This window comes from Neorhizobium sp. LMR1-1-1.1 (assembly GCF_040675795.1).
In the GTDB taxonomy this organism is placed as follows: Bacteria; Pseudomonadota; Alphaproteobacteria; order Rhizobiales; family Rhizobiaceae; genus Neorhizobium; species Neorhizobium cellulosilyticum.
Genome location: NZ_JBEGHE010000023.1, coordinates 13,216 through 32,802, shown reverse-complemented (window position 1 = coordinate 32,802; position 19,587 = coordinate 13,216). Strand labels below are relative to the sequence as shown.

The 19,587-nt window shown below is 58.7% G+C and carries 14 protein-coding genes and 2 pseudogenes; 11 read left to right on the top strand and 5 right to left on the bottom strand.

Going from position 1 to position 19,587, the window contains the following annotated elements; translation table 11 throughout:
* Positions 1 to 7 precede the first annotated feature (7 nt).
* The 8 genes from MRBLMR1_RS12570 to cysG all read left to right on the top strand — a co-directional run bounded on the left by MRBLMR1_RS12570 (position 8) and on the right by cysG (position 11,778).
* Positions 8 to 1,252: a CmpA/NrtA family ABC transporter substrate-binding protein gene (locus MRBLMR1_RS12570; RefSeq protein ID WP_206829021.1), complete on the top strand. Its 1,245-nt coding sequence runs from the start codon at positions 8 to 10 to the stop codon at positions 1,250 to 1,252.
* Positions 1,253 to 1,625: 373 nt separating this feature from the next.
* Positions 1,626 to 2,924 (top strand): CmpA/NrtA family ABC transporter substrate-binding protein, encoded by a 1,299-nt coding sequence (locus tag MRBLMR1_RS12565; RefSeq protein ID WP_206829020.1) that lies wholly within the window; start codon positions 1,626 to 1,628, stop codon positions 2,922 to 2,924.
* A 77-nt stretch (positions 2,925 to 3,001) separates the two neighbouring features.
* The gene (gene ntrB / locus MRBLMR1_RS12560; protein ID WP_148144175.1) at positions 3,002 to 3,919 is read left to right on the top strand and encodes a nitrate ABC transporter permease; all 918 of its coding nucleotides are present in this window, start codon (positions 3,002 to 3,004) and stop codon (positions 3,917 to 3,919) included.
* A 10-nt stretch (positions 3,920 to 3,929) separates the two neighbouring features.
* Entirely contained in the window at positions 3,930 to 4,727 is a 798-nt protein-coding gene (locus MRBLMR1_RS12555; protein WP_500064891.1) for an ABC transporter ATP-binding protein, read from the top strand.
* A gap of 4 nt (positions 4,728 to 4,731) precedes the next feature.
* Complete coding sequence (gene nirB / locus MRBLMR1_RS12550; RefSeq protein ID WP_206829019.1) at positions 4,732 to 7,194, top strand: nitrite reductase large subunit NirB; 2,463 nt, start codon at positions 4,732 to 4,734, stop codon at positions 7,192 to 7,194.
* A gap of 5 nt (positions 7,195 to 7,199) precedes the next feature.
* Positions 7,200 to 7,538 (top strand): nitrite reductase small subunit NirD, encoded by a 339-nt coding sequence (nirD, locus tag MRBLMR1_RS12545; RefSeq protein ID WP_312407622.1) that lies wholly within the window; start codon positions 7,200 to 7,202, stop codon positions 7,536 to 7,538.
* 6 nt (positions 7,539 to 7,544) lie between these two features.
* Positions 7,545 to 10,244, top strand: coding sequence for a nitrate reductase (locus MRBLMR1_RS12540; RefSeq protein ID WP_500064888.1), 2,700 nt, complete (start codon positions 7,545 to 7,547; stop codon positions 10,242 to 10,244).
* A complete protein-coding gene (gene cysG / locus MRBLMR1_RS12535; RefSeq protein WP_500064886.1) occupies positions 10,216 to 11,778 on the top strand; it encodes a siroheme synthase CysG in 1,563 nt (520 codons plus the stop codon). Before MRBLMR1_RS12540 ends, cysG begins: the two co-directional genes overlap by 29 nt.
* Before the next feature lie 102 nt (positions 11,779 to 11,880).
* On the opposite strand, the gene MRBLMR1_RS12530 is transcribed toward cysG, so the two are convergent.
* The 4 genes and pseudogenes from MRBLMR1_RS12530 to MRBLMR1_RS12515 form a co-directional block, all read right to left on the bottom strand.
* Positions 11,881 to 13,737, bottom strand: a complete 1,857-nt coding sequence (locus MRBLMR1_RS12530; RefSeq protein ID WP_206829015.1) for a heavy metal translocating P-type ATPase — start codon at positions 13,735 to 13,737, stop codon at positions 11,881 to 11,883.
* A gap of 42 nt (positions 13,738 to 13,779) precedes the next feature.
* Complete coding sequence (locus tag MRBLMR1_RS12525; RefSeq protein WP_500064884.1) at positions 13,780 to 15,402, bottom strand: MBL fold metallo-hydrolase RNA specificity domain-containing protein; 1,623 nt, start codon at positions 15,400 to 15,402, stop codon at positions 13,780 to 13,782.
* Positions 15,403 to 15,436: 34 nt separating this feature from the next.
* Positions 15,437 to 15,913: a universal stress protein gene (locus tag MRBLMR1_RS12520; protein ID WP_353654272.1), complete on the bottom strand. Its 477-nt coding sequence runs from the start codon at positions 15,911 to 15,913 to the stop codon at positions 15,437 to 15,439.
* Between the two features lie 709 nt (positions 15,914 to 16,622).
* A pseudogene (locus MRBLMR1_RS12515) lies at positions 16,623 to 16,706 on the bottom strand (arsenical resistance protein ArsH); the annotation flags it as partial.
* Positions 16,707 to 17,474: 768 nt separating this feature from the next.
* On the opposite strand from MRBLMR1_RS12515, the pseudogene MRBLMR1_RS12510 reads away from it, so the two are divergent.
* Positions 17,475 to 17,592: pseudogene (locus MRBLMR1_RS12510) on the top strand (DNA-binding response regulator); the annotation flags it as partial.
* An 86-nt stretch (positions 17,593 to 17,678) separates the two neighbouring features.
* Entirely contained in the window at positions 17,679 to 17,891 is a 213-nt protein-coding gene (locus MRBLMR1_RS12505) for a response regulator transcription factor (protein ID WP_500064923.1), read from the top strand.
* Positions 17,892 to 17,904: 13 nt separating this feature from the next.
* Here MRBLMR1_RS12505 and MRBLMR1_RS12500 read toward each other — a convergent pair whose 3' ends face one another.
* Positions 17,905 to 18,138, bottom strand: coding sequence for a hypothetical protein (locus tag MRBLMR1_RS12500; RefSeq protein WP_500064882.1), 234 nt, complete (start codon positions 18,136 to 18,138; stop codon positions 17,905 to 17,907).
* A gap of 423 nt (positions 18,139 to 18,561) precedes the next feature.
* Between MRBLMR1_RS12500 and MRBLMR1_RS12495 the strand changes: the two genes are divergently transcribed.
* Positions 18,562 to 19,587, top strand: coding sequence for a UDP-glucuronic acid decarboxylase family protein (locus MRBLMR1_RS12495; protein ID WP_500064880.1), 1,026 nt, complete (start codon positions 18,562 to 18,564; stop codon positions 19,585 to 19,587).

Sequence of the window (19,587 nt, the reverse complement as noted above, 5' to 3'; positions counted from 1 at the left end):
AGTTAAGATGATGAAGAGAACAGATCGGGCTGGAAATGATCTCGGTGCGCCCGCCACCATTGGCGCTCCGGAACAAAAGATCCTGCGTGCCGGCTTCATCCCGCTCGTCGATGCATCCGTCCTGATTGCGGCCGCAGAGTTCGGCTTTGCAAGAAAAGAAGGGCTGGCACTCGAGATGGTGAAAGATGTCTCCTGGGCCAACATCCGAGATCGGCTTGCCTTTCGTCAATTCGATATCGCCCATATGCTTTCACCCATGCCGGTTGCCTCCATGCTTGGCCTCGGCTCAAATCCCTCCCCAACCATTACCCCGTTTTCGCTCGGTCGTGGCGGCAACGCAATCACACTGTCGCTCCGCCTATTCGAACGGATGCTGGAGGTCGGCCACCTTGCCGAAACGGCGAGCGCGCTGGAAAACGCTCGCGCATTGGCTAGTCTGCTGAAGGTAATGCGCGAACAGGGTGAAGCCGTGCCGCGCCTCGGGGTCACCTACCCGTTCTCGTCGCATAATTACGAGTTCCGCTACTGGCTTGCCGCAGGCGGCATTGATCCCGATCGGGATGTGAAGCTCGTCGTCGTGCCGCCTTCGATGACATCCGATGCCCTCGCAGCCGGCGCCATTGACGGTTTCTGCGTCGGAGCGCCTTGGAACATGGTTGCATCAGAGCGCGGCGTTGGACGAATCGTTGCCGCCAAACAAGACATCTGGCCTTCCGCGCCTGAAAAGGTAGTTGCCATGCGGCCGGAATGGGCCGTCAGCCATTCGGACACCGTCTCGCGTCTGATCGTTGCGCTCGACGCGGCAGCGCGCTGGTGCGACACGCCGGAAAACCACGACGGACTTTCCGAGGCACTAGCTGATTCCCGTTACATCGCCGCACCCATCGGCATCATCCGTCAGGTCCTTGCCGGCGAGTTCAGTCTGGACGCGAAGGGTAACGGGCGCCTGATCCCTGACTATTTCACCTTCAACCGGCGTTTTGCCAACTATCCCAAACCGGGGCATGCGCTCTGGATTTACAGTCAGATGATCCGTTGGGGTCAGACGACCTATAACGAGGAAGGGTTGCTTGCCGCCGCAAGCGCATACCGACCAGACCTGTATAAGGCCGCGCTCGGTTCCGCACCCACGGGCCAGGATATAACGGTCGAAGGCAATCTGGAAGGCGACCGGTTCATGGACGGGCACGTATTCGATCCTGCTGCCATACCCGACTATATCGCGACGCTCGGAACGGGTGCCGCCTCTTAGGGCTGAAGACACCTCATATAAATGCGATGATGCGTGTCATGTACTGCTTATCCTTTGCGCGCATATTTGGCAGCATCAGCACAAAATATTCGCAGAGCATCTGTGGCCCCACGGTTCGGCGCAAATCGAGCCCGAAGAATATCCAAGTAATTTCATCGCGATAGTCTGACGCCGTCAATCTGGCACACTACTTGCTTTTATGGATTTGCTCCGGTCAACGGTGATCTGGGCTCATGAACGCGCGAAAGCGTTCTCAAACGACATCGACGTCGCAAGGTTTTTGCTGCCCGGGATTTCCAATCCTTGAGGCGCGATCTCCGAGCGGCGTTTTTTTATGCCCTTTTTCCAAAAAACCAGCAGAGGGAACCTGCCTATGACCCGATTTGTGAAGACCGGCATCACCCGCCGCACCATTTTGAAGACCACAACCACCGCCGCTCTCGTCAGCGCAGTTAAGGCAGCCTTCCCGTCCGGCGCCTTTGCCGCAGCGCCGGGGCCGGAGGTTAAGGGCATCAAGCTCGGCTACATAGCGCTCACGGACGCCGCAGCGCTGATCGTGGCGAAGGAAAAGGGCCTTTTCGACAAACACGGGCTGCCGGACGCCGAGGTTACTAAACAGGCCTCTTGGGGAGCGACCCGCGACAATCTCGTGCTCGGCGGCGCAGCCAACGGCATTGACGGCGCGCATATCCTCTCGCCGCTCCCGTATCTCATGCATACCGGCAAGGTGACCCAGAACAACAAGCCAGTGCCGATGGCGATCCTCGCCCGCCTCAATCTCGACAGCCAGGGCATTTCGGTTGCCGCGGACTATGCGGGAACGGGCGTCGAACTCGATGCCTCAAAGCTCAAAGAAGCATTCGCCAAGAAGAAGGCGGCCGGTAATGAGGTGAAGGTGGCAATGACCTTCCCAGGCGGCACACACGATCTCTGGGTCCGTTACTGGCTTGCAGCCGGCGGCATCGACCCGAACAAGGACGTATCCACGATCGTCGTTCCGCCGCCGCAGATGGTCGCCAACATGAAGGTTGGCAACATGGACGCGTTCTGTGTGGGAGAGCCATGGAACGAACAGTTGGTCAATCAGGGTATCGGCTTTACGGCCTGTACCACCGGCGAACTCTGGAAGCATCATCCGGAAAAGGCGCTCGGCCTGCGCGCCGATTGGGTCGAGACGAATCCGAATGCGGCGAGGGCCCTGCTTATGGCCGTCATGGAGGCTCAGCAATGGGCAGACAAGATGGAAAATAAGGAAGAGATGGCAGACATTCTGGGCCGCCGCCAATGGTTTAACGTGCCACCGAAGGATGTGGTAGGCCGCCTGAAGGGCGACATCAACTACGGCAACGGCCGGAATATCAAGGGTACCGACCTCTACATGAAGTTCTGGCGCGATCAGGCGTCCTTCCCCTTCAAGAGCCATGATGCCTGGTTTGTCACGGAAAACATCCGCTGGGGCACGTTTGCGCCCGGCACCGACGTCAAGAAGCTGGTCGATCAGGTCAATCGCGAAGACCTGTGGCGCGATGCAGCCAAGGAACTGGGCGTTGCCGCAAGCGACATTCCAGCCTCCGCCTCGCGTGGCAAAGAGACGTTCTTCGACGGCAAGATCTTCGATCCCGACAACCCGACGGCCTATCTCGACAGCCTGACGATCAAGACCGTCTCCTGAACGACCGGCAGACCGCTCCGGCGCGCAGAGACGCGTGCCGCCCCCCTTCTCCCTCAAGCCTTTCCATGGAGCACGTAATGTCAGCCCTGGCAAAACAGGAAACGCCAACCGCAAGCATCGAGCCGACCGCTGGCCCGATCGATGGCGCCAAGCCGCAGGCAAATGTCGTCCACTTCACCGGCAGAACTATGCCTAAGTTCGATGCGGCCAAACTTGGTGGCGCCTTGCTTCGCAATGTCGTCCCCCCGCTGGTCGTGATCCTACTCATTCTTCTGGCATGGGAAGCGCTCTGTTCGTCACCCAATGCCTCCCTGCCCTCGCCGAGCCGGGTATGGGCCGAAAGCTATGACCTGATCGCCTATCCGTTCTTCAACTACGGCTCGCAGGATATCGGCCTCGGCTGGCGGGTTCTCGTCTCGCTCCAGCGTGTCGCTTACGGGTTCGGCATGGCAGCAGTGGTCGGCATTGTCGTCGGCGCCGTCATCGGCCAGTCGGTTTGGGCTATGCGCGGCCTCGACCCTATCTTCCAAGTCCTGCGCACAGTGCCGCCGCTCGCATGGCTACCGCTTTCGCTTGCCGCCTTCCAGAACGCCAATCCCTCGGCCATTTTCGTGATCTTCATCACCTCCATATGGCCGATCATCATCAACACGGCTGTCGGCGTGCGCAATATTCCTCAGGATTATCGAAACGTCGCCAAGGTACTGCGCCTCAACCAGCTGGAATTCTTCTTCAAGATCATGCTGCCATCGGCCGCCCCTTATATCTTCACCGGGCTTCGCATCGGTGTCGGCCTGTCCTGGCTTGCAATCGTGGCGGCCGAAATGCTGACCGGCGGTGTCGGAATCGGCTTTTTCATCTGGGATGCGTGGAACTCGTCGCGCCTGCCCGACATCATCGTCGCCCTCGCCTATATCGGCGTCGTCGGCTTCATCCTCGACAAGCTCGTAGCCGCGATCGGCAAGCTCGTCACCCGCGGCACCTCGGCCAATTGAGGGGATTTTCATGAACGCTTATCTCAAGCTCGACCACATCGACAAGTATTTCGATCGCGGTGCCTCGCGCGCAGAAGTGCTGAAAGACATCAACCTCACCATCGACAAGGGCGAATTCGTCTCGATAATCGGTCACTCGGGCTGCGGGAAATCCACCCTGCTCAACCTGATCGCCGGTCTGACACCGGTTTCGAATGGCGCCGTGCTCCTGGAGAACAGAGAGGTCAACGCGCCCGGACCGGAACGTGCCGTGGTGTTCCAGAACCATTCCCTGCTGCCATGGCTGACCGTCTACGAGAATGTCAATCTAGCTGTCTCCAAGGTCTTCAGAGCCACCAAGACCAAGAGCGAAAAGCACGACTGGGTCATGGCCAATCTCGACCTCGTGCAGATGGCGCATGCCAAGGACAAGCGCCCGTCAGAGATTTCGGGCGGCATGAAACAGCGCGTCGGCATTGCCCGTGCGCTTGCCATGGAGCCGAAGATCCTGTTGCTCGATGAACCTTTCGGCGCGCTGGACGCCCTCACCCGCGCCCATCTTCAGGATGCGGTCATGGAAATCCACGCCCGCCTCGGCAACACGATGGTGATGATAACCCATGACGTCGACGAGGCAGTGCTCCTGTCGGATCGCATTGTGATGATGACCAACGGGCCGGCCGCCCACATCGGTGAGGTGCTCGATGTCGCCATACCGAGGCCGCGCAACCGCATCGAGCTTGCGGGTGACCGCACCTACCTCAAGTGCCGCGAGGCCGTGCTGAAATTCCTCCACGAACGTCACCGCTTCGTTGAAGCTGCGGAGTAAACCCATGTCCGAAACCGCAATTGAGAAACTCGTCGTCATCGGCAACGGCATGGCGCCTGGCCGCATGCTGGAACATCTCTTCGAACACGCCCCCGGCCGCTATTCGGTAACGATCTTCAACGCCGAACCGCGCGTCAATTACGACCGCATCATGCTCTCGCCTGTCCTATCAGGCGAAAAGACCTACGAGCAGATCGTCATTCATGGCGACGGCTGGTACATCGACCATGGCATTACGCTCTACAAGGGCCATAAGATCGTCGCCATCGATCGCGATGCCAAGACCGTGACCTCCGATCACGGTGTGACGGAGAGCTACGACAAGCTGGTGATTGCCACCGGCTCGGTGCCCTTCATTATTCCCGTTCCTGGCAAGGATCTGCCGGGCGTCGTCTCGTATCGCGATCTCGACGATGTCGATGCCATGCTGCTTGCCGCACAGTCGCGCGCCAAGGCCGTCGTCATCGGTGGCGGGCTTCTCGGCCTCGAAGCGGCAGCTGGCCTCGCGCTGCGCGGCATGGACGTTACCGTGCTGCATGTCATGCCGACGCTGATGGAGCGCCAGCTCGATCCCGCTGCCGGCTACCTGCTGCAGAAGGCCGTCGAGGAGCGCGGCATCAAGGTGATCTGCAAGGCCAATACCAAGGCGATCATCGGCGACGGAAAGGTCGAGGGCGTGGAGCTGGATAACGGCACCGTCATTGCGGCCAATCTGGTCGTCATGGCGGTCGGCATCCGTCCGAACATCAATCTCGCCAGGGATGCCGGCCTTGCCGTCAATCGCGGCATCGTCGTCGATACCGGCATGCGGACATCCGATGGCGACATCTATTCGCTCGGCGAATGTGCCGAGGTCGGCGGCATGGTCTATGGCCTCGTCGCGCCGCTATACGAGATGGCGCGCGTTGCAGCCTCCCACCTTGCCGACGACCCGACGCCTGCCTTCGTTCACACTGACACGCCGACCAAGCTCAAGGTGACCGGTATCGACCTCTATTCGCTCGGCGATTTCGCCGATGGCGACGATCGCCAGGAGATCGTCCTTCGCGATGCGACGGCCGGCATCTACAAGCGCCTCGTCCTTAAGGACAACCGGATCATTGGCACCGTCCTTTACGGCGAAACCGCCGATGGTGCCTGGTTCAACGACCTGAAAAAGAAGGCCGTCGACATTTCCGAGATGCGCGACACCCTGATCTTTGGCCAGGCCTATCAGGGAGGAGCCCCGCTGGACCCTATGGCGGCCGTTGCAGCCTTGCCGGATGATGCAGAAATCTGCGGCTGCAACGGCGTATGCAAGGGCAAGATCACATCGACGATCACGGCCAAGGGGCTGACGACGCTGGACGAGGTGCGCGCCCATACCAAGGCGTCGGCTTCCTGCGGCACCTGCACTGGCCTTGTCGAGCAACTGATGACGCTGACGCTCGGCGACGCCTACAATCCGAAAGCGGTCCAGCCCATCTGTGCCTGCACCGATCTCGGCCATGACGATGTGCGCCGTCTCATCAAGGCCAAGGGGCTGAAATCCATTCCCGCCGTGATGCAGGAACTGGAGTGGAATACCTCCTGCGGCTGCGCCAAGTGCCGGCCGGCGCTCAACTACTACCTCGTCTGCGACTGGCCGGATGAATATGCCGACGATTATCAGTCGCGTTTCATCAACGAGCGCATCCACGCCAACATCCAGAAGGATGGCACCTATTCCGTCGTGCCGCGCATGTGGGGCGGCGTCACCAATTCGCAGGAATTGCGGGCGATTGCCGACGTTGTCGACAAGTTCGAGATACCGATGGTCAAGGTGACTGGCGGCCAGCGCATCGATCTTCTCGGCATAGAGAAACACGACCTGCCGGCCGTCTGGGCCGATCTGGGCAAAGCCGGCTTCATCTCTGGCCAGGCCTATGCCAAGGGCCTTCGTACCGTCAAAACCTGCGTCGGCTCCGACTGGTGCCGGTTCGGCACGCAGGATTCGACCGGGCTTGGCATCCGCATCGAGAAATTCATGTGGGGCTCCTGGACGCCGGCCAAGCTGAAGATGGCGGTTTCCGGCTGTCCGCGAAATTGCGCCGAGGCAACCTGCAAGGATATAGGGGTCATCTGCGTCGACAGCGGCTTCGAGATCCATTTCGCCGGTGCTGCGGGTCTTGACATCAAGGGCACGGAAGTTCTGGGCCTCGTGAAGAGCGAGGACGAGGCGCTCGAACATATCGTGGCCCTGACCCAGATGTACCGGGAGCAGGCCCGCTATCTCGAACGGATCTACAAATGGGCCAAGCGCATCGGCCTGGAGGAGATCCGCCGTCAGATCATCGAGGATCACGACAGACGGCGCGGCTACTACGACCGTTTCGTCTTTTCCCAGACATTCGCCCAGGTCGACCCGTGGTCGGAGCGCGTATCCGGCAAGGACAAGCACGAGTTCCGGCCGATGGCATCGATCGGCTTCGGCCAGGCTGCGGAGTGAGAACAATGGACATGAACTGGCATCCGATCGGCGACATCACCGAAATCCCGTTGCTTGGCGCGCGCTGCGTTAAAACTCCGTCCATGACCATTGCCGTGTTTCGCACCGACGAACACGAGGTCCATGCGATCGAAAACCGCTGCCCTCACAAGGGAGGCCCGCTCTCCGAAGGCATCGTGCATGGCACGTCCGTCACCTGCCCGCTGCACAACTGGGTCATCTCGCTCGAGACAGGCAAGGCGCTTGGTGCCGATGACGGCGAGGTGCGGACAATCCCTGTCCGCAATGAGAACGGCCGGCTCTTCATCGCGCTTGAGGGCGCGATGATGGTCGCGGCGGAGTAGACCGCCATGGCACCCATCGTGTCGACGACACTGTCGCCCACAGGACCGAAGGAAACGAAAACCACCTGTCCCTATTGCGGTGTCGGTTGCGGCGTGATCGCCACCGTATCCGACAATGGCGTGGTGACCATCAAGGGAGACCCGGAACATCCGGCCAATCTTGGCCGGCTCTGTTCCAAAGGGTCGGCGCTGGCCGAGACGATCGATCTCGACGGGCGGGTGCTTTTTCCGCAGATCGCCGGGCAAAAAACCGGATGGGACGAGGCACTCGATCTCGTTGCGCAGACATTCTCGGCGGTGATTGCAGAGCATGGACCGGATGCGGTGGCTTTCTACGTATCCGGCCAATTGCTGACCGAGGATTACTATGTCGCCAACAAGCTGATGAAGGGTTTTATCGGCTCCGCCAATATCGACACGAATTCCCGGCTCTGCATGTCGTCATCGGTGGCCGGGCACCGCCGCGCCTTCGGCTCTGACACGGTGCCGGGCAGCTATGAAGATATCGAGCTTGCCGATCTTGTCGTTCTGACGGGGTCCAATCTCGCATGGTGCCACCCGGTCATCTATCAGCGCCTAGCAGCCGCCAAGGCGGCCCGACCGCAGATGAAGGTGGTGGTCATCGATCCGCGCCGTACCATGACATGCGACATCGCCGACCTTCATCTGGCGATCCGCCCAGATGGTGATGTCGCGCTGTTCATGGGGCTTCTGGCCCATCTTGCCGCAAGCAATTCGATCGACCATGCCTATGTGTCGGTTCATACTGCGGGTTACGAGGAAGCCTTGCAGGCTGCTGCGCAGCTTCCCCTCCCCGACATCGCGGAGCGCACGGGCCTCAGTGAGTCGGAGTTGGTTGCTTTCTACCGCCTCTTCGAGACGACGCGGAAGGTCGTCACTTGCTATAGCCAAGGGGTCAACCAGTCGTCCTCGGGCACAGACAAGGTGACTGCCATCCTCAACTGCCATCTGGCGACCGGCCGCATCGGCCGGCCGGGGATGGGACCGTTTTCGTTGACAGGCCAGCCCAATGCCATGGGTGGACGCGAGGTCGGCGGGCTTTCCAACATGCTGGCAGCGCATATGGCGATCGAAAGCGCCGAGGATCGCGACAGGGTGCAGCGCTTCTGGCAATCCCCCATGATCGCAGCAAGGCCCGGCCTCAAGGCCGTCGACATGTTCCGCGCCGTGGCGGACGGCAGGATCAAGGCACTATGGATCATGGCAACGAACCCCGTCGTCTCCATGCCCGATGCCGATGCAGTGGAGGCCGCGATCAGGGCCTGCCCATTCGTCGTCGTCTCCGATGTGCTGCAGGACACGGATACGACGCGTCATGCGCATGTCCTTCTGCCATCGCTGGGGTGGGGAGAAAAGGCGGGCACCGTTACCAATTCGGAACGCCGCATCTCGCGCCAGCGTGATTTCCTCGACCATCCCGGCGATGCAAAGGCAGACTGGTGGCAAATGGCGGAGGTGGCCCGGCGGATGGGCTTTTCCGGCTTCGACTATCGTCACGCATCCGAGATCTTTGCCGAGCATGCGGCCTTGTCAGCCTTTGAGAACGAGGGACGGCGAGACTTCGATATAGGTGCCTGCCAAAATATCGACGAGCGGACCTATCAGGCTCTTCTGCCCTTCCAGTGGCCCGCCAGTTTGACAGGGGATTACAAAGAAGACAGCAAAAGGTTTTTCGCCAAGGGCGACTTTTATCATCCGGATCGCAAGGCCCGTTTTGTGGCGATAAAAGCTCCTGCCGTCACGGATCACACCTGCTCGGCCTACCCCTTGACACTCAATACCGGCCGCGTTCGCGACCACTGGCATACGATGACCCGCACGGGCAAGAGCGACAGGCTGTCGGCCCACATCGCCGAACCCTTTGCGGAAATTCACCCGAGCGACGCAGCCGCACTCGGCATTCAGGACGCCGCGCTGGTCGAGCTTGCCAGCTCCCACGGCAAGGTCATTCTGCGCGCACTGATTACGCCGCGGCAGGCACGCGGCAATATCTTCGTGCCGATGCACTGGAATGACCAGTTTGCCTCGCGAGCCCGGATCGATGCCCTTGTGCCGCCCGTGACAGACCCTGTCTCGGGCCAGCCCGCCTCAAAAAACGTGCCTGTCGCAGCCAGTGGCCTCGACGGAGCGCTTTACGGTTTCGCTGTGACCAGCGCCATGCCCGACTTCCGAGGCGCGTTGTATTGGGCACGCGCCAGGGCACCGGGCGGCTGGCGCAGCGAAATCGCGTTCTCGGAACCAGTCGAGGATTGGGCAGAATGGTGCCGCATCGCCTTCGACATCCCGGTCGGTATCGAACCTCTGGGTTATATCGACAGGCAGGACGGGGACGTCCGCCTCGCCTTTTTCGACGGCGAGAGGCTGCTTGCAGCCTTCTTCCTTTCCCGCGGGCCGGTGGGCGTTGCCCGAGATTGGGCCGTCGCTCAGCTGACGGCATCGCATGCGGACGTGCGGCGAAGATTCGCGGTGATCGCCGGTCGGCCCGGAGCAGACCAGCCAGATCCGGGCGCCACCGTCTGCACCTGCCTTTCGGTCGGGATCAACCACATCATTGCTGCCATTCGCGGCGGTGCCTCAAGCGTTGAGGCAGTGAGCCACATAACCAATGCCGGGACAAATTGCGGTTCATGCCGCGCCGAAATCAGGGGGATCATCGATGGTTGTCTTGCAACAGCAGCGGAATGAGAAAGAGACGGAACGCGGCGCCCGTATGACGCTGCTTGCCAAGTTGCCGGTCTTCTGGGCCCTGGAGGGCAAACGGGTGATTGTCGCAGGAGGAAGCGAGGCCGCGGCATGGAAGGCCGAGCTTCTCGCCGCCTGCGGCGCAGACGTGCATGTCTATGCTGAACGGCTCTCGGACACATTCGAGACCCTGATTGCCAGAGGCTCCCACCATCCGCTGGGCAGCTTCGCGCACCATGACCATGCCTGGCATGCAGCCGCCTTCGAGGACGCAGCACTTGCGATTGGCGATTGTGACGAAGATTACGAAGCCCGCGCATTCTTCGAGGCAGCACGGCAGGCCGGCGTGCCGGTCAACGTGATCGACAAGCCGGCATTTTGCCAATTCCAGTTCGGTTCGATCGTCAACCGCTCGCCAGTCGTCGTATCGATATCGACAGATGGTGCGGCGCCCATTCTCGCGCAGGCCATTCGCCGGCGGATAGAAACGCTCCTTCCCGCGTCACTCAAAGCTTGGGCCGAGATGGCACAGAGGCTGAGGGATCGGGTGAACGAGAGGCTTCAACCCGGTGCACAACGTCGCCTCTTCTGGGAGCGTTTCGTCGACCGTGCCTTCAGGAACGAGCCCTCGCCGCAAGCCGAAAATCAGTTTATCCGCGATGCCGACCGGCTGGCAGGCGATCTGCCGCCCGGCAAAGGCCATGTCACCCTCGTCGGCGCCGGTCCGGGCGATGCGGCGCTTCTGACGTTGAAAGCTGTCCGAGCGCTGCAGGCGGCGGATGTCATACTCTTCGACGACCTGGTTTCCGACGAAGTGCTCGAACTGTCACGCCGCGAGGCAAAGCGCATGCTTGTCGGCAAGCGCGGCGGTCGGGAAAGCTGCCGTCAGGAAGACATCAACGATATGATGCTGGCACTTGCGAATGCCGGCAAACGGGTGGTGCGCCTCAAATCCGGAGATCCAATGATCTTTGGGCGGGCCGGCGAGGAGATCGCCTGCCTGCAGCAGGCCGGCATTTCCGTCGATGTCGTGCCGGGCATCACGGCTGCCAGCGCCATGGCCTCGCAACTCGGCATATCGCTGACTCATCGCGACTGCGCGCAATCCGTTCGTTTTGTCACCGGACATTCCCGCAAGGGTGCATTGCCTGACAACTTGGACTGGACGAGCCTCACGGATCCGCACACCACGACGATCTACTATATGGCGGGCCGCACGGCCAGCGAACTCTCGGGCAGGCTGATCGCTGCGGGGCTTTCCCAGGATACACCCGCAACTATCATGCAATCCATCACACGGCGGAACGAGAAGCGATGGTCTGGCAGCTTGAGTTCACTCCCGGCAGCAATGGAACATTTCGGATACGAGCAGCCTGTGCTTGTCGGGATCGGCACCGTATTTCAGGATCCCTTGCACGTTAGGGGTCGCCATGGAAGTTTGATAACAGCGCGCGTGAGCCTACCGCAGACATGTATCGATAGCACCCAGCCCGTTAGAACAAAAAGGCACGGTGACCGGAATGGCATACTTGGATGAATCACCCCATAGTTTAAGCACGTCGTGACCATCAACTGGATCAATCAGGAAGGGATTCGGCAATGCCTATTGAACAGATTTCAAGGGGCCGCGCGATAATCTTTAGCGCAGTGCTCGCAGTGCATTCAGGATGACCACAAGGTCGATGCCTTCCTGTATTACCGCGCCCTCAACAGGAGAAAGATATCCGAACGCGGCCGCGATCATGGCCGAAACGGAGAGGCCAAGCCCTACAATTGCGCTCTCCATTGCGATTTTTTTGCTACCGTGAGCAATTGTCATTGCCGCTGCAAGTGCCTTGAGTTCGTCGACCATGAGGACGATGCTTGCCACCTGGGAGGAAGACGCGCTGCCTCTGGCTCCCATGGCCACACCGACATCTGCGGCAGCGAGTGCCGGGGCATCATTGACGCCATCGCCTACCATCATGACCGGGCCGCGATGCCGCTCGTCCTGAATGATCCGCACCTTGGCTTCGGGCGACAGATCACCGAGTGCGAGGTCAACTCCCACCGCCCTGCCCATGCTTTCCGCAATTGCAGCTCGGTCGCCGGATGCCAATATGATCCTGTCTATCCCTGAATCTCGCAAATTCTCTATGACAGTGGTTGCATCTGGCCGCATCTGATCCGCGAATGTAAGGATGCCGGCAAATCGGCCGTCCAGGCCAACGCCCACGGTCATAGCATTTGGAAGACCGTCGGATGCGCCGATCTCGGTCACACTGTCACGCTCCGAGGCGGTACAGCGTTCACGGACAAACGCGATGCCACCAACGATAACTTTCCGGCCGGCGACCACACCCTCCAGCCCAGAGCCGGGTGTCTCGTCGATATTCGTTGGAGGAATGAGCGTCAGGCTCCGTTCGGCCGCTTCGCGGATCAGCGCTGTCGCGGTCACATGGGCCGAAGCCTGATCTAGGCTCGCCGCATATGTGAGCAGATCCTGGTCTGTGTAGGGTGCCAGCACCCTTGTCTCCACGAGTTTCGCCTGTCCAGACGTTATGGTGCCGGTCTTGTCCAGCACTGCCGTGCGAATGTTTGCTAACGTCTCCAGCGCTTCGCTTCCTTTAATCAGCACACCGATGCGCGAAGCGCGCGACATGCCTGCGATCAATGCGATCGGGACTGCGAGGATAAGGGGACACGGTGTCGCAACCACAAGCACGGCAACGACCCGCATGGTATCCTCGCTATACCCCCACGTCGCCAGGGCCATTGCGAGCGTAAGCAATAGGAAGCCGGCCGCATATCTATCGGCCATGCGCGACAGAGGAGCCTTGCTGTCCTGTGCCGCCTTTACCAGGCGCAGAATATTGGCATAAGCACTCTCGGATGCCGGCCGGCTTACGCTCAGATCGAAGACTGGCCCGACACAGCTCGAACCACTAAACACTTCCTCACCCCTGCTAAAAGTCCTGGGCAAGGATTCGCCCGTAAGGGTGGACAGATCAAGAGTGGCGTATTCACTTGCGACACGGCCGTCGACCGGTAGCACCTCACCCTCTCGGATCAGCAGTCTGTCCGCCGGCCGGACTGTACCGAGCGCCACCTCTTCCAGTGCATTACCACGATATCGCATGGCGGTCCGCGTTACCCGTCCCAACAACGCGCTCATTTCGCGTCCGGCCCTTTGGCGAGCAAGGTCTTCCAACCACTGCCCGCCAGCATACATTAGGGCAACAACGTTTGCCGCCAGATGCTCGCCAAAGACAAGAGCAGCGGACATGGAGATCAGAGCAACGATATCAAGGCCGAAATCGCCGCCGCGCAGCGCCTGAACCACTTGAATCGCAAGCACGGCGATGACCACGCAGCTCGCCGACGACCATGCGATTTGCGCAACATAATAAAGCTGATAGTGCTGAGCCAGCAGCCCGGTGATCAGGCCCACAGCCGCCACCGTCACCAGGATAGCGACGCGGTATCTTTCTAGTTTGACATTGGACAGTGCACTCATTTGATCCGACCTCCGTCGCGCAAAAACAGCCGTGGCCAACGCTTACCGTTCGTCCTGCAAGACTCGCCGGAATTTGCGCAAAAGGATGGCTCTGGAGCGATCGTCGGCCGCGGCGCGAACCGCCTCGTTGATGTCCTGCAAGAGCACCTGATAGTCATTATTCCAGTCTCTGTGCCCGATGGTCAGGGGATCGATTCTCGGCGATGGCATGGACACGGAGATATCGGTTGGGCCACCATCGTTAAGGGTGAATGCGCTATCGATGAACGGCACGAATACCGGGGTCGCGGGTGTGCAGTCGGCAGCGCGCTGCCTCATCGCGGTCAAGGCGGCTTCCTCCCCATGCACGAGGAAGATCCCGTGCGAGATTGGCAAGCGGCTTCGCAACCAGCGCTCCAGTTCGGGACCGTCGGCATGACCACTATAGGCATCGATCTGGCGGATTTGCGCTCTGACCGTGATCTCCTCGCCCTGGATCTTTACGGGCGTCGTTCCACCGGCGAGTAGTCTTCCAAGTGTGCCGGCCGCCTGATAGCCGACAAACAGCACGGTTGCCTCTTCTCTCCATAGCCAGTTCTTCAAGCGATGCCGGATACGGCCAGCTTCGCACATACCGCTTGCGGCGATCACGATGTGAAAACCGCGGACCCGATCGAGAGCCTTTGACTGTTCGACGCTTTCGGTAAAGTGGACGTTCTTGGCATGCATGGCGCGATCAAGGGCGACACCCAGATTGAAGTCATGCCTATGCTTTTGGAAAATCTCGCTCGCCCGTGTCGCAAGTGGAGAATCGATGTAAATCGGGACAGTCTTGATCTCCGATTGCTGCATCAACAGGATCAGGTCAGTCATCAACTCCTGAGTCCGCTCCACCGCGAAGGAAGGAATGATCAGTGCGCCATTCTCATGGCGCGAGGCGGCGCGAACCTCCCGACCGAGGAGCTGACGCCGACCTTCAATCGTGGCATCAACGCGATCCTTGTCCGCATAGGTGCTTTCGCAGACCACATAGTCCCAATGTTTTGGCGCGACTGGCCCAGCCTGAAAAAGCTTGTTGTCCGGTCCGATGTCTCCGGAAAACAGGATGCGGATAGGATTATCCGGGCCGACTTCCATTTCGATTGAAGCCGATCCGAGCAGATGACCGGCATTCCAGAAGCGAAACCGCACGCCCGGTACAACTGACTGCCAGCGCTCACATTCGACCGCGTGAAAGCGGTGTAACATCTGATAGGCGTCATCGGCAGTGTAGATCGGTTCGACCTCCTCCTCGCCTCGCTGACGATAGCGCCTGTTCCTCTGATCGACTTCGACTTCCTGGATGTGGCCAGCATCGGGAAGCATGACACTACAGAGATCTACCGTGGCTGGCGTGGCATAGATAGGGCCGGCAAAGCCGCGTTTTGTAAGTTTTGGCAGCAAGCCTGAATGATCGATGTGAGCATGAGTGAGAATGACCGCATCAACTGAAGCAACATCGAAGGGAAATTCCCGATAATTAAGTTGCTTTTCCGTTTTGGAACCCTGGAAAAGCCCGCAATCGATCAGCACAAATGTATCTGAGGTCTCGATCGCAAAACACGACCCCGTAACGCCTCTCGCTGCGCCGAAAAAGCGAAGAACCGGATCGCGCAGATCCTTTCGTCCAGCTTTTGCTGATGTCATATACAAAGCTCCCTCACCATAAGGCGATACGCATTTAGCGCGCCATCAAAACCGGGATCGCAGGATGCTGAAGCATCGTTTCGGTCGTACCGCCCAGAATACGCTCGCCAAGCCGCGAATGACCGTAGGCACCCATGACGATGAGATCAGCATCAAGGCTTTCGGCATGCCGCTGCAGGACAATGGCCGGATCGTCACTTCCGTGAAGGTGATCAATCACCACCTCAACTCCATGACGCAACAGAAAGCCCGCAAGATCGGCACCATTCGCCTCTCCTGAAGCCTCACTATCGACGTCGACGAGAGCAACGTGAACGCGATTGGCGTTCTGAAGGAGAGTTATAGATGACCGCACCGCAATCCAAGCTTCGCGCCGGCCGTTCCAGGCGACCACGATCTGTTTTGGTCGAAGAGTTGCGACCCTCCGCTTTGGAAGGATCAATAGGGGACATGAAGAGTGGAACAAAACGCCGTCGACCACCCGCCTGGCGAGATGGAGGTCATTTGCCATGGTTCCTCCGATCACGGTGATGTCCGCGGAATTGGCATGACGGGCGACATGGCTGGATACCTGCCCCGAAGAACAAAAGACGGGGGTCACCATGCCGCGTAACCCGCCAGCCGTGAGCACAGATGTCAGTTCATTCGCCTGCGTTTCGAGGCGTCGATGCTCCTCCCAGATCAAGGCAAACGGGCTATCGCCTCCGTATCCGGGGCCTCCGATCAGAGGATACGGGACACAGGATACGAGAATAGCCTGAAGTTCCCCTCCGGCGTCACACGTCATCCTTACTGCCGCGGCCAGATCTTTGTCGCCGTGATCAACGCCAACAACGCTCAATATGCATGTGTTCGACATCTCAAGCCCTCCCGTGCTTTCTTTTGTCCATGCCACGAACATTGTAGGACTAAATTAGAATTGTGAAATGACGCAGATCACGTTGTCGGAGCCCCATTTATGCATGGGTTCTGATCCGAATTTTGAATGCAGACATCCAGAGCACTTGACGCTGTTACCCGCTTCGTTTGCAGCAGCAGCGGCTAGTTGGGGCCTATTGGTTGCGCGTCAACCTCGAGTTTTTGACGGGCTGAGAGATGAGAGCATTGACGGCAATTTTTCTGACATCCTCGCTTTACTGCACCTCACCAGCAGAGCGCTCAAGATCGAGTGCTTTGTTTCAAACTGCTAAACCCGCTGATGTTCGAAAGATCGCCTGCATAGGTCTGATCCAGACCTGACCTTCCAACCATTGGGAAAGCTCTCGGAGTTGATGCACCTTGGGGTGACTAACAGGTGCTTCGTCCGACGGGTTGAGAACACAGGCCGCAGGGATTTTGGCTCGATTGGCTGAAGATGGTCGTCGTGCGGTGCGAGTTGTTTTGAGCCAAAGCGGCAAGCGCCGTTATTGCGGCGGAACCTTCAGTAAATCCAAATTAATGGACATGGTGCACACGTCAATCGATGGAATTCTGGACATCCGGTTACGTAGTCAGTTCCAAGTGTCGATAAACATCGCAATTACTCTGCAAATAGTCCTGCTGGGGTTGTTTTGTTCCCCCCGCGCTCCGATGAGATTTACCATATCCCGAAACGCCTTTATCCCCGCAAGTGCGAAGTGTTGAACTATTCTAAATTGGAATTACATTGAAATTCGAAAGTGCTAATTAATCCGCCATCTCCTCTTGGTCCGGATAACAAGCATCACGTTAAAGTGTCAGGAGTTAGTGGTGTTTATAGCCGATACGAACTCTCCCGAATCTCTCTCAATCATTCGTGGTGATACTGGACGTCGAACAATGGTTCTCGTTGCAGAACCAGGATTGTTGATGGAATGTCTTGCAGAGACACTACGCCGCCGATTTCCAGAAATGCAGGTGGCGACGTATGCAAATCTGGCTTTTTTCCGGTCGACGTTGGTACAGATACGCGCCTCATTCTCTTTCACTATCAGGACAAGGCCCAACTGGGCGAGTTAATTCGTCACCTCAAGCAAATCGACCACAGTCTATCCATCGGTATCGTCATAAACGATCACGAAGAAAGCGATCGCAATCTGCAGAAACTGGCAGCCGCCCAGCAGATTGACGGTGTTCTTCCACTGAATTTGCGCCTGGACGTTTTTCTTGCGGCCATCGATTTGCTGATGAAAGGCGGGGAACATTTTCCTTCCGCTTTGCTGCAGCACCTGAGTGTTAACGGGGCGGGTTATGGAAACCCCTCAAAATTTCGCGTCGAACCACCCCATCATCCGGGCCACGCCAATTGCGAGCCGTTTATGCTGACCACACGTGAAGTGGAAATTCTCGACCTAGTGTGCAAGGGAACCCAGAACAAGATAATCGCCGGCCTGCTGAAACTGTCGGAAAACACGGTCAAGGTGCATATCCGAACCATCTACAAGAAGATGCATGTACGTAACCGTACCGAAGCCGCTTCACGATATTTCGATTACGAGGGACGAACCGGATTCGAGCCATCGCTACGCTGATCCGCGCGATGCGCTACCGCAGGAAGCAGTGCGCTTTGCGTCCAAAGCCGCTCGGCGTGCAGATATAGGGCGCGCTCCTGAGATAGGACGATGATCCCTGCGGATCTGCGTCTTCACCCGTATCATCCCTCATAGCAATGGCAACAGGCTTTGCGGAAGAGAAGGCGTAGCTATTCGCCTTGAACGAGCCTGCCGCGACCGCACTGACAGCCGGCACTTTCTTGGCGCCCGCTTTGTTGTCTGCCACGTCGCCATCCACGACCGAGCAGGATGAGAGGACCGCGCACAATCCGGCAAAAAACATTGGACGAATTGAATTGCTGTTCCTGCTCACGATGGGCTCCGGGGTGTTCAACTGTAATCGCCGCCTAGGCTAATCCGTTTACATTAGCAAATCATGCACGCATGGAACACCTGGCGGAAAGCCTAGCCCATACGGGTTAATCCGCCTCGGCAATTAACCTTAATCCCCTCCTAAATTCGTGTAATCATGGAGTTTTTTGTTTGACGAGATCAAAATTTAGGCAGCTAATTCGGTTAAGAGAGCGTTAAAGTTTTCCAGCGTTTTCTTCAAACGAACCACGCAGATAGCATCCAAGCGAACCCGCTTGCTCCTTTCAACTCTGGAAATATCGACCGGCAGGCCGCGTCTGCCGGAGGAGGTAGGTTTATGCGTAAAATCGGGATTACGGCTCCAGGTCTGGCGGATATTGCAACAAGGCCTCTACCACGATACGTGCTCGTGACGGGCGGCGCGGGCTTTCTGGGATCGCACCTATGTGAAAGACTTCTTCAGGATCGCCATCGCGTCATCTGTTTCGACAATTTCTCGACCGGGCGCCGTAGTAACGTCAGCCACCTGATGCCCAACCCGGATTTCAGTGTCATCGAACAGGATGTCCGCGATGCCTATGATGCCGATGTCTCTCTGATCTTCAATTTCGCCTCCCCTGCCTCGCCACCGGACTATCAACGTGATCCTGTCGGCACGCTATTGACTGGCGTGCTCGGAGCACTTCATGGCCTCGAACTGGCCCGGCTGCACGGTGCAACCATCGTACAATCGTCCACATCCGAGGTTTATGCGGATCCGCTGCAGCACCCACAGCAGGAAGCTTATTGCGGCAACGTCAACCAGATCGGCCCGCGCGGCTGCTATGACGAAGGCAAACGCTGCGCCGAAACACTGCTTTTCGACTACCACCGCAAATACCGGACCGACGTCAAGGTTGGCCGAATATTCAACACCTATGGGCCGCGCATGCGCCTCGATGACGGCCGGGTCGTTTCGAACTTCATCGTCCAGGCCCTGACCAACCAAGATATCACGATCTATGGAGACGGCATGCAGACACGCTCGCTCTGCTATGTCGACGACCTGATCGAGGCCTTCATTCGTTTCTCCAATGCCGGCCCCGACGTCATCGGGCCGATCAATCTCGGCAATCCGGTCGAAATACCCGTCATTGAGCTCGCCGAACTCGTACTGGAACTAACGAATTCGCGCTCACGGATCATCCACATGCCCGCAGTGATCGATGACCCCAAACAACGCCGCCCGGATATTGGCCTTGCGCGCGAAAAGCTCGGCTGGGAACCTCGCGTGCCGCTTCGTGAGGGCCTTTCCCGCACGATCGGCTATTTTGACGGCGTCCTTCGCTCAGCGACACCAGCCCAGCCGGTGGAGGTCGCCTGA

Excerpts from the sequence above, each read along its gene's own strand:
- MRBLMR1_RS12570 (WP_206829021.1), top strand. The coding sequence starts at position 8 with ATGATGAAGAGAACAGATCGGGCTGGAAATGATCTCGGTGCGCCCGCC.
- MRBLMR1_RS12565 (WP_206829020.1), top strand. The coding sequence starts at position 1,626 with ATGACCCGATTTGTGAAGACCGGCATCACCCGCCGCACCATTTTGAAG.
- ntrB (WP_148144175.1), top strand. The coding sequence starts at position 3,002 with ATGTCAGCCCTGGCAAAACAGGAAACGCCAACCGCAAGCATCGAGCCG.
- MRBLMR1_RS12555 (WP_500064891.1), top strand. The coding sequence starts at position 3,930 with ATGAACGCTTATCTCAAGCTCGACCACATCGACAAGTATTTCGATCGC.
- nirB (WP_206829019.1), top strand. The coding sequence starts at position 4,732 with ATGTCCGAAACCGCAATTGAGAAACTCGTCGTCATCGGCAACGGCATG.
- nirD (WP_312407622.1), top strand. The coding sequence starts at position 7,200 with ATGGACATGAACTGGCATCCGATCGGCGACATCACCGAAATCCCGTTG.
- MRBLMR1_RS12540 (WP_500064888.1), top strand. The coding sequence starts at position 7,545 with ATGGCACCCATCGTGTCGACGACACTGTCGCCCACAGGACCGAAGGAA.
- cysG (WP_500064886.1), top strand. The coding sequence starts at position 10,216 with ATGGTTGTCTTGCAACAGCAGCGGAATGAGAAAGAGACGGAACGCGGC.
- MRBLMR1_RS12530 (WP_206829015.1), bottom strand. The coding sequence starts at position 13,737 with ATGAGTGCACTGTCCAATGTCAAACTAGAAAGATACCGCGTCGCTATC.
- MRBLMR1_RS12525 (WP_500064884.1), bottom strand. The coding sequence starts at position 15,402 with ATGACATCAGCAAAAGCTGGACGAAAGGATCTGCGCGATCCGGTTCTT.
- MRBLMR1_RS12520 (WP_353654272.1), bottom strand. The coding sequence starts at position 15,913 with ATGGCAAATGACCTCCATCTCGCCAGGCGGGTGGTCGACGGCGTTTTG.
- MRBLMR1_RS12505 (WP_500064923.1), top strand. The coding sequence starts at position 17,679 with ATGCTGACCACACGTGAAGTGGAAATTCTCGACCTAGTGTGCAAGGGA.
- MRBLMR1_RS12495 (WP_500064880.1), top strand. The coding sequence starts at position 18,562 with ATGCGTAAAATCGGGATTACGGCTCCAGGTCTGGCGGATATTGCAACA.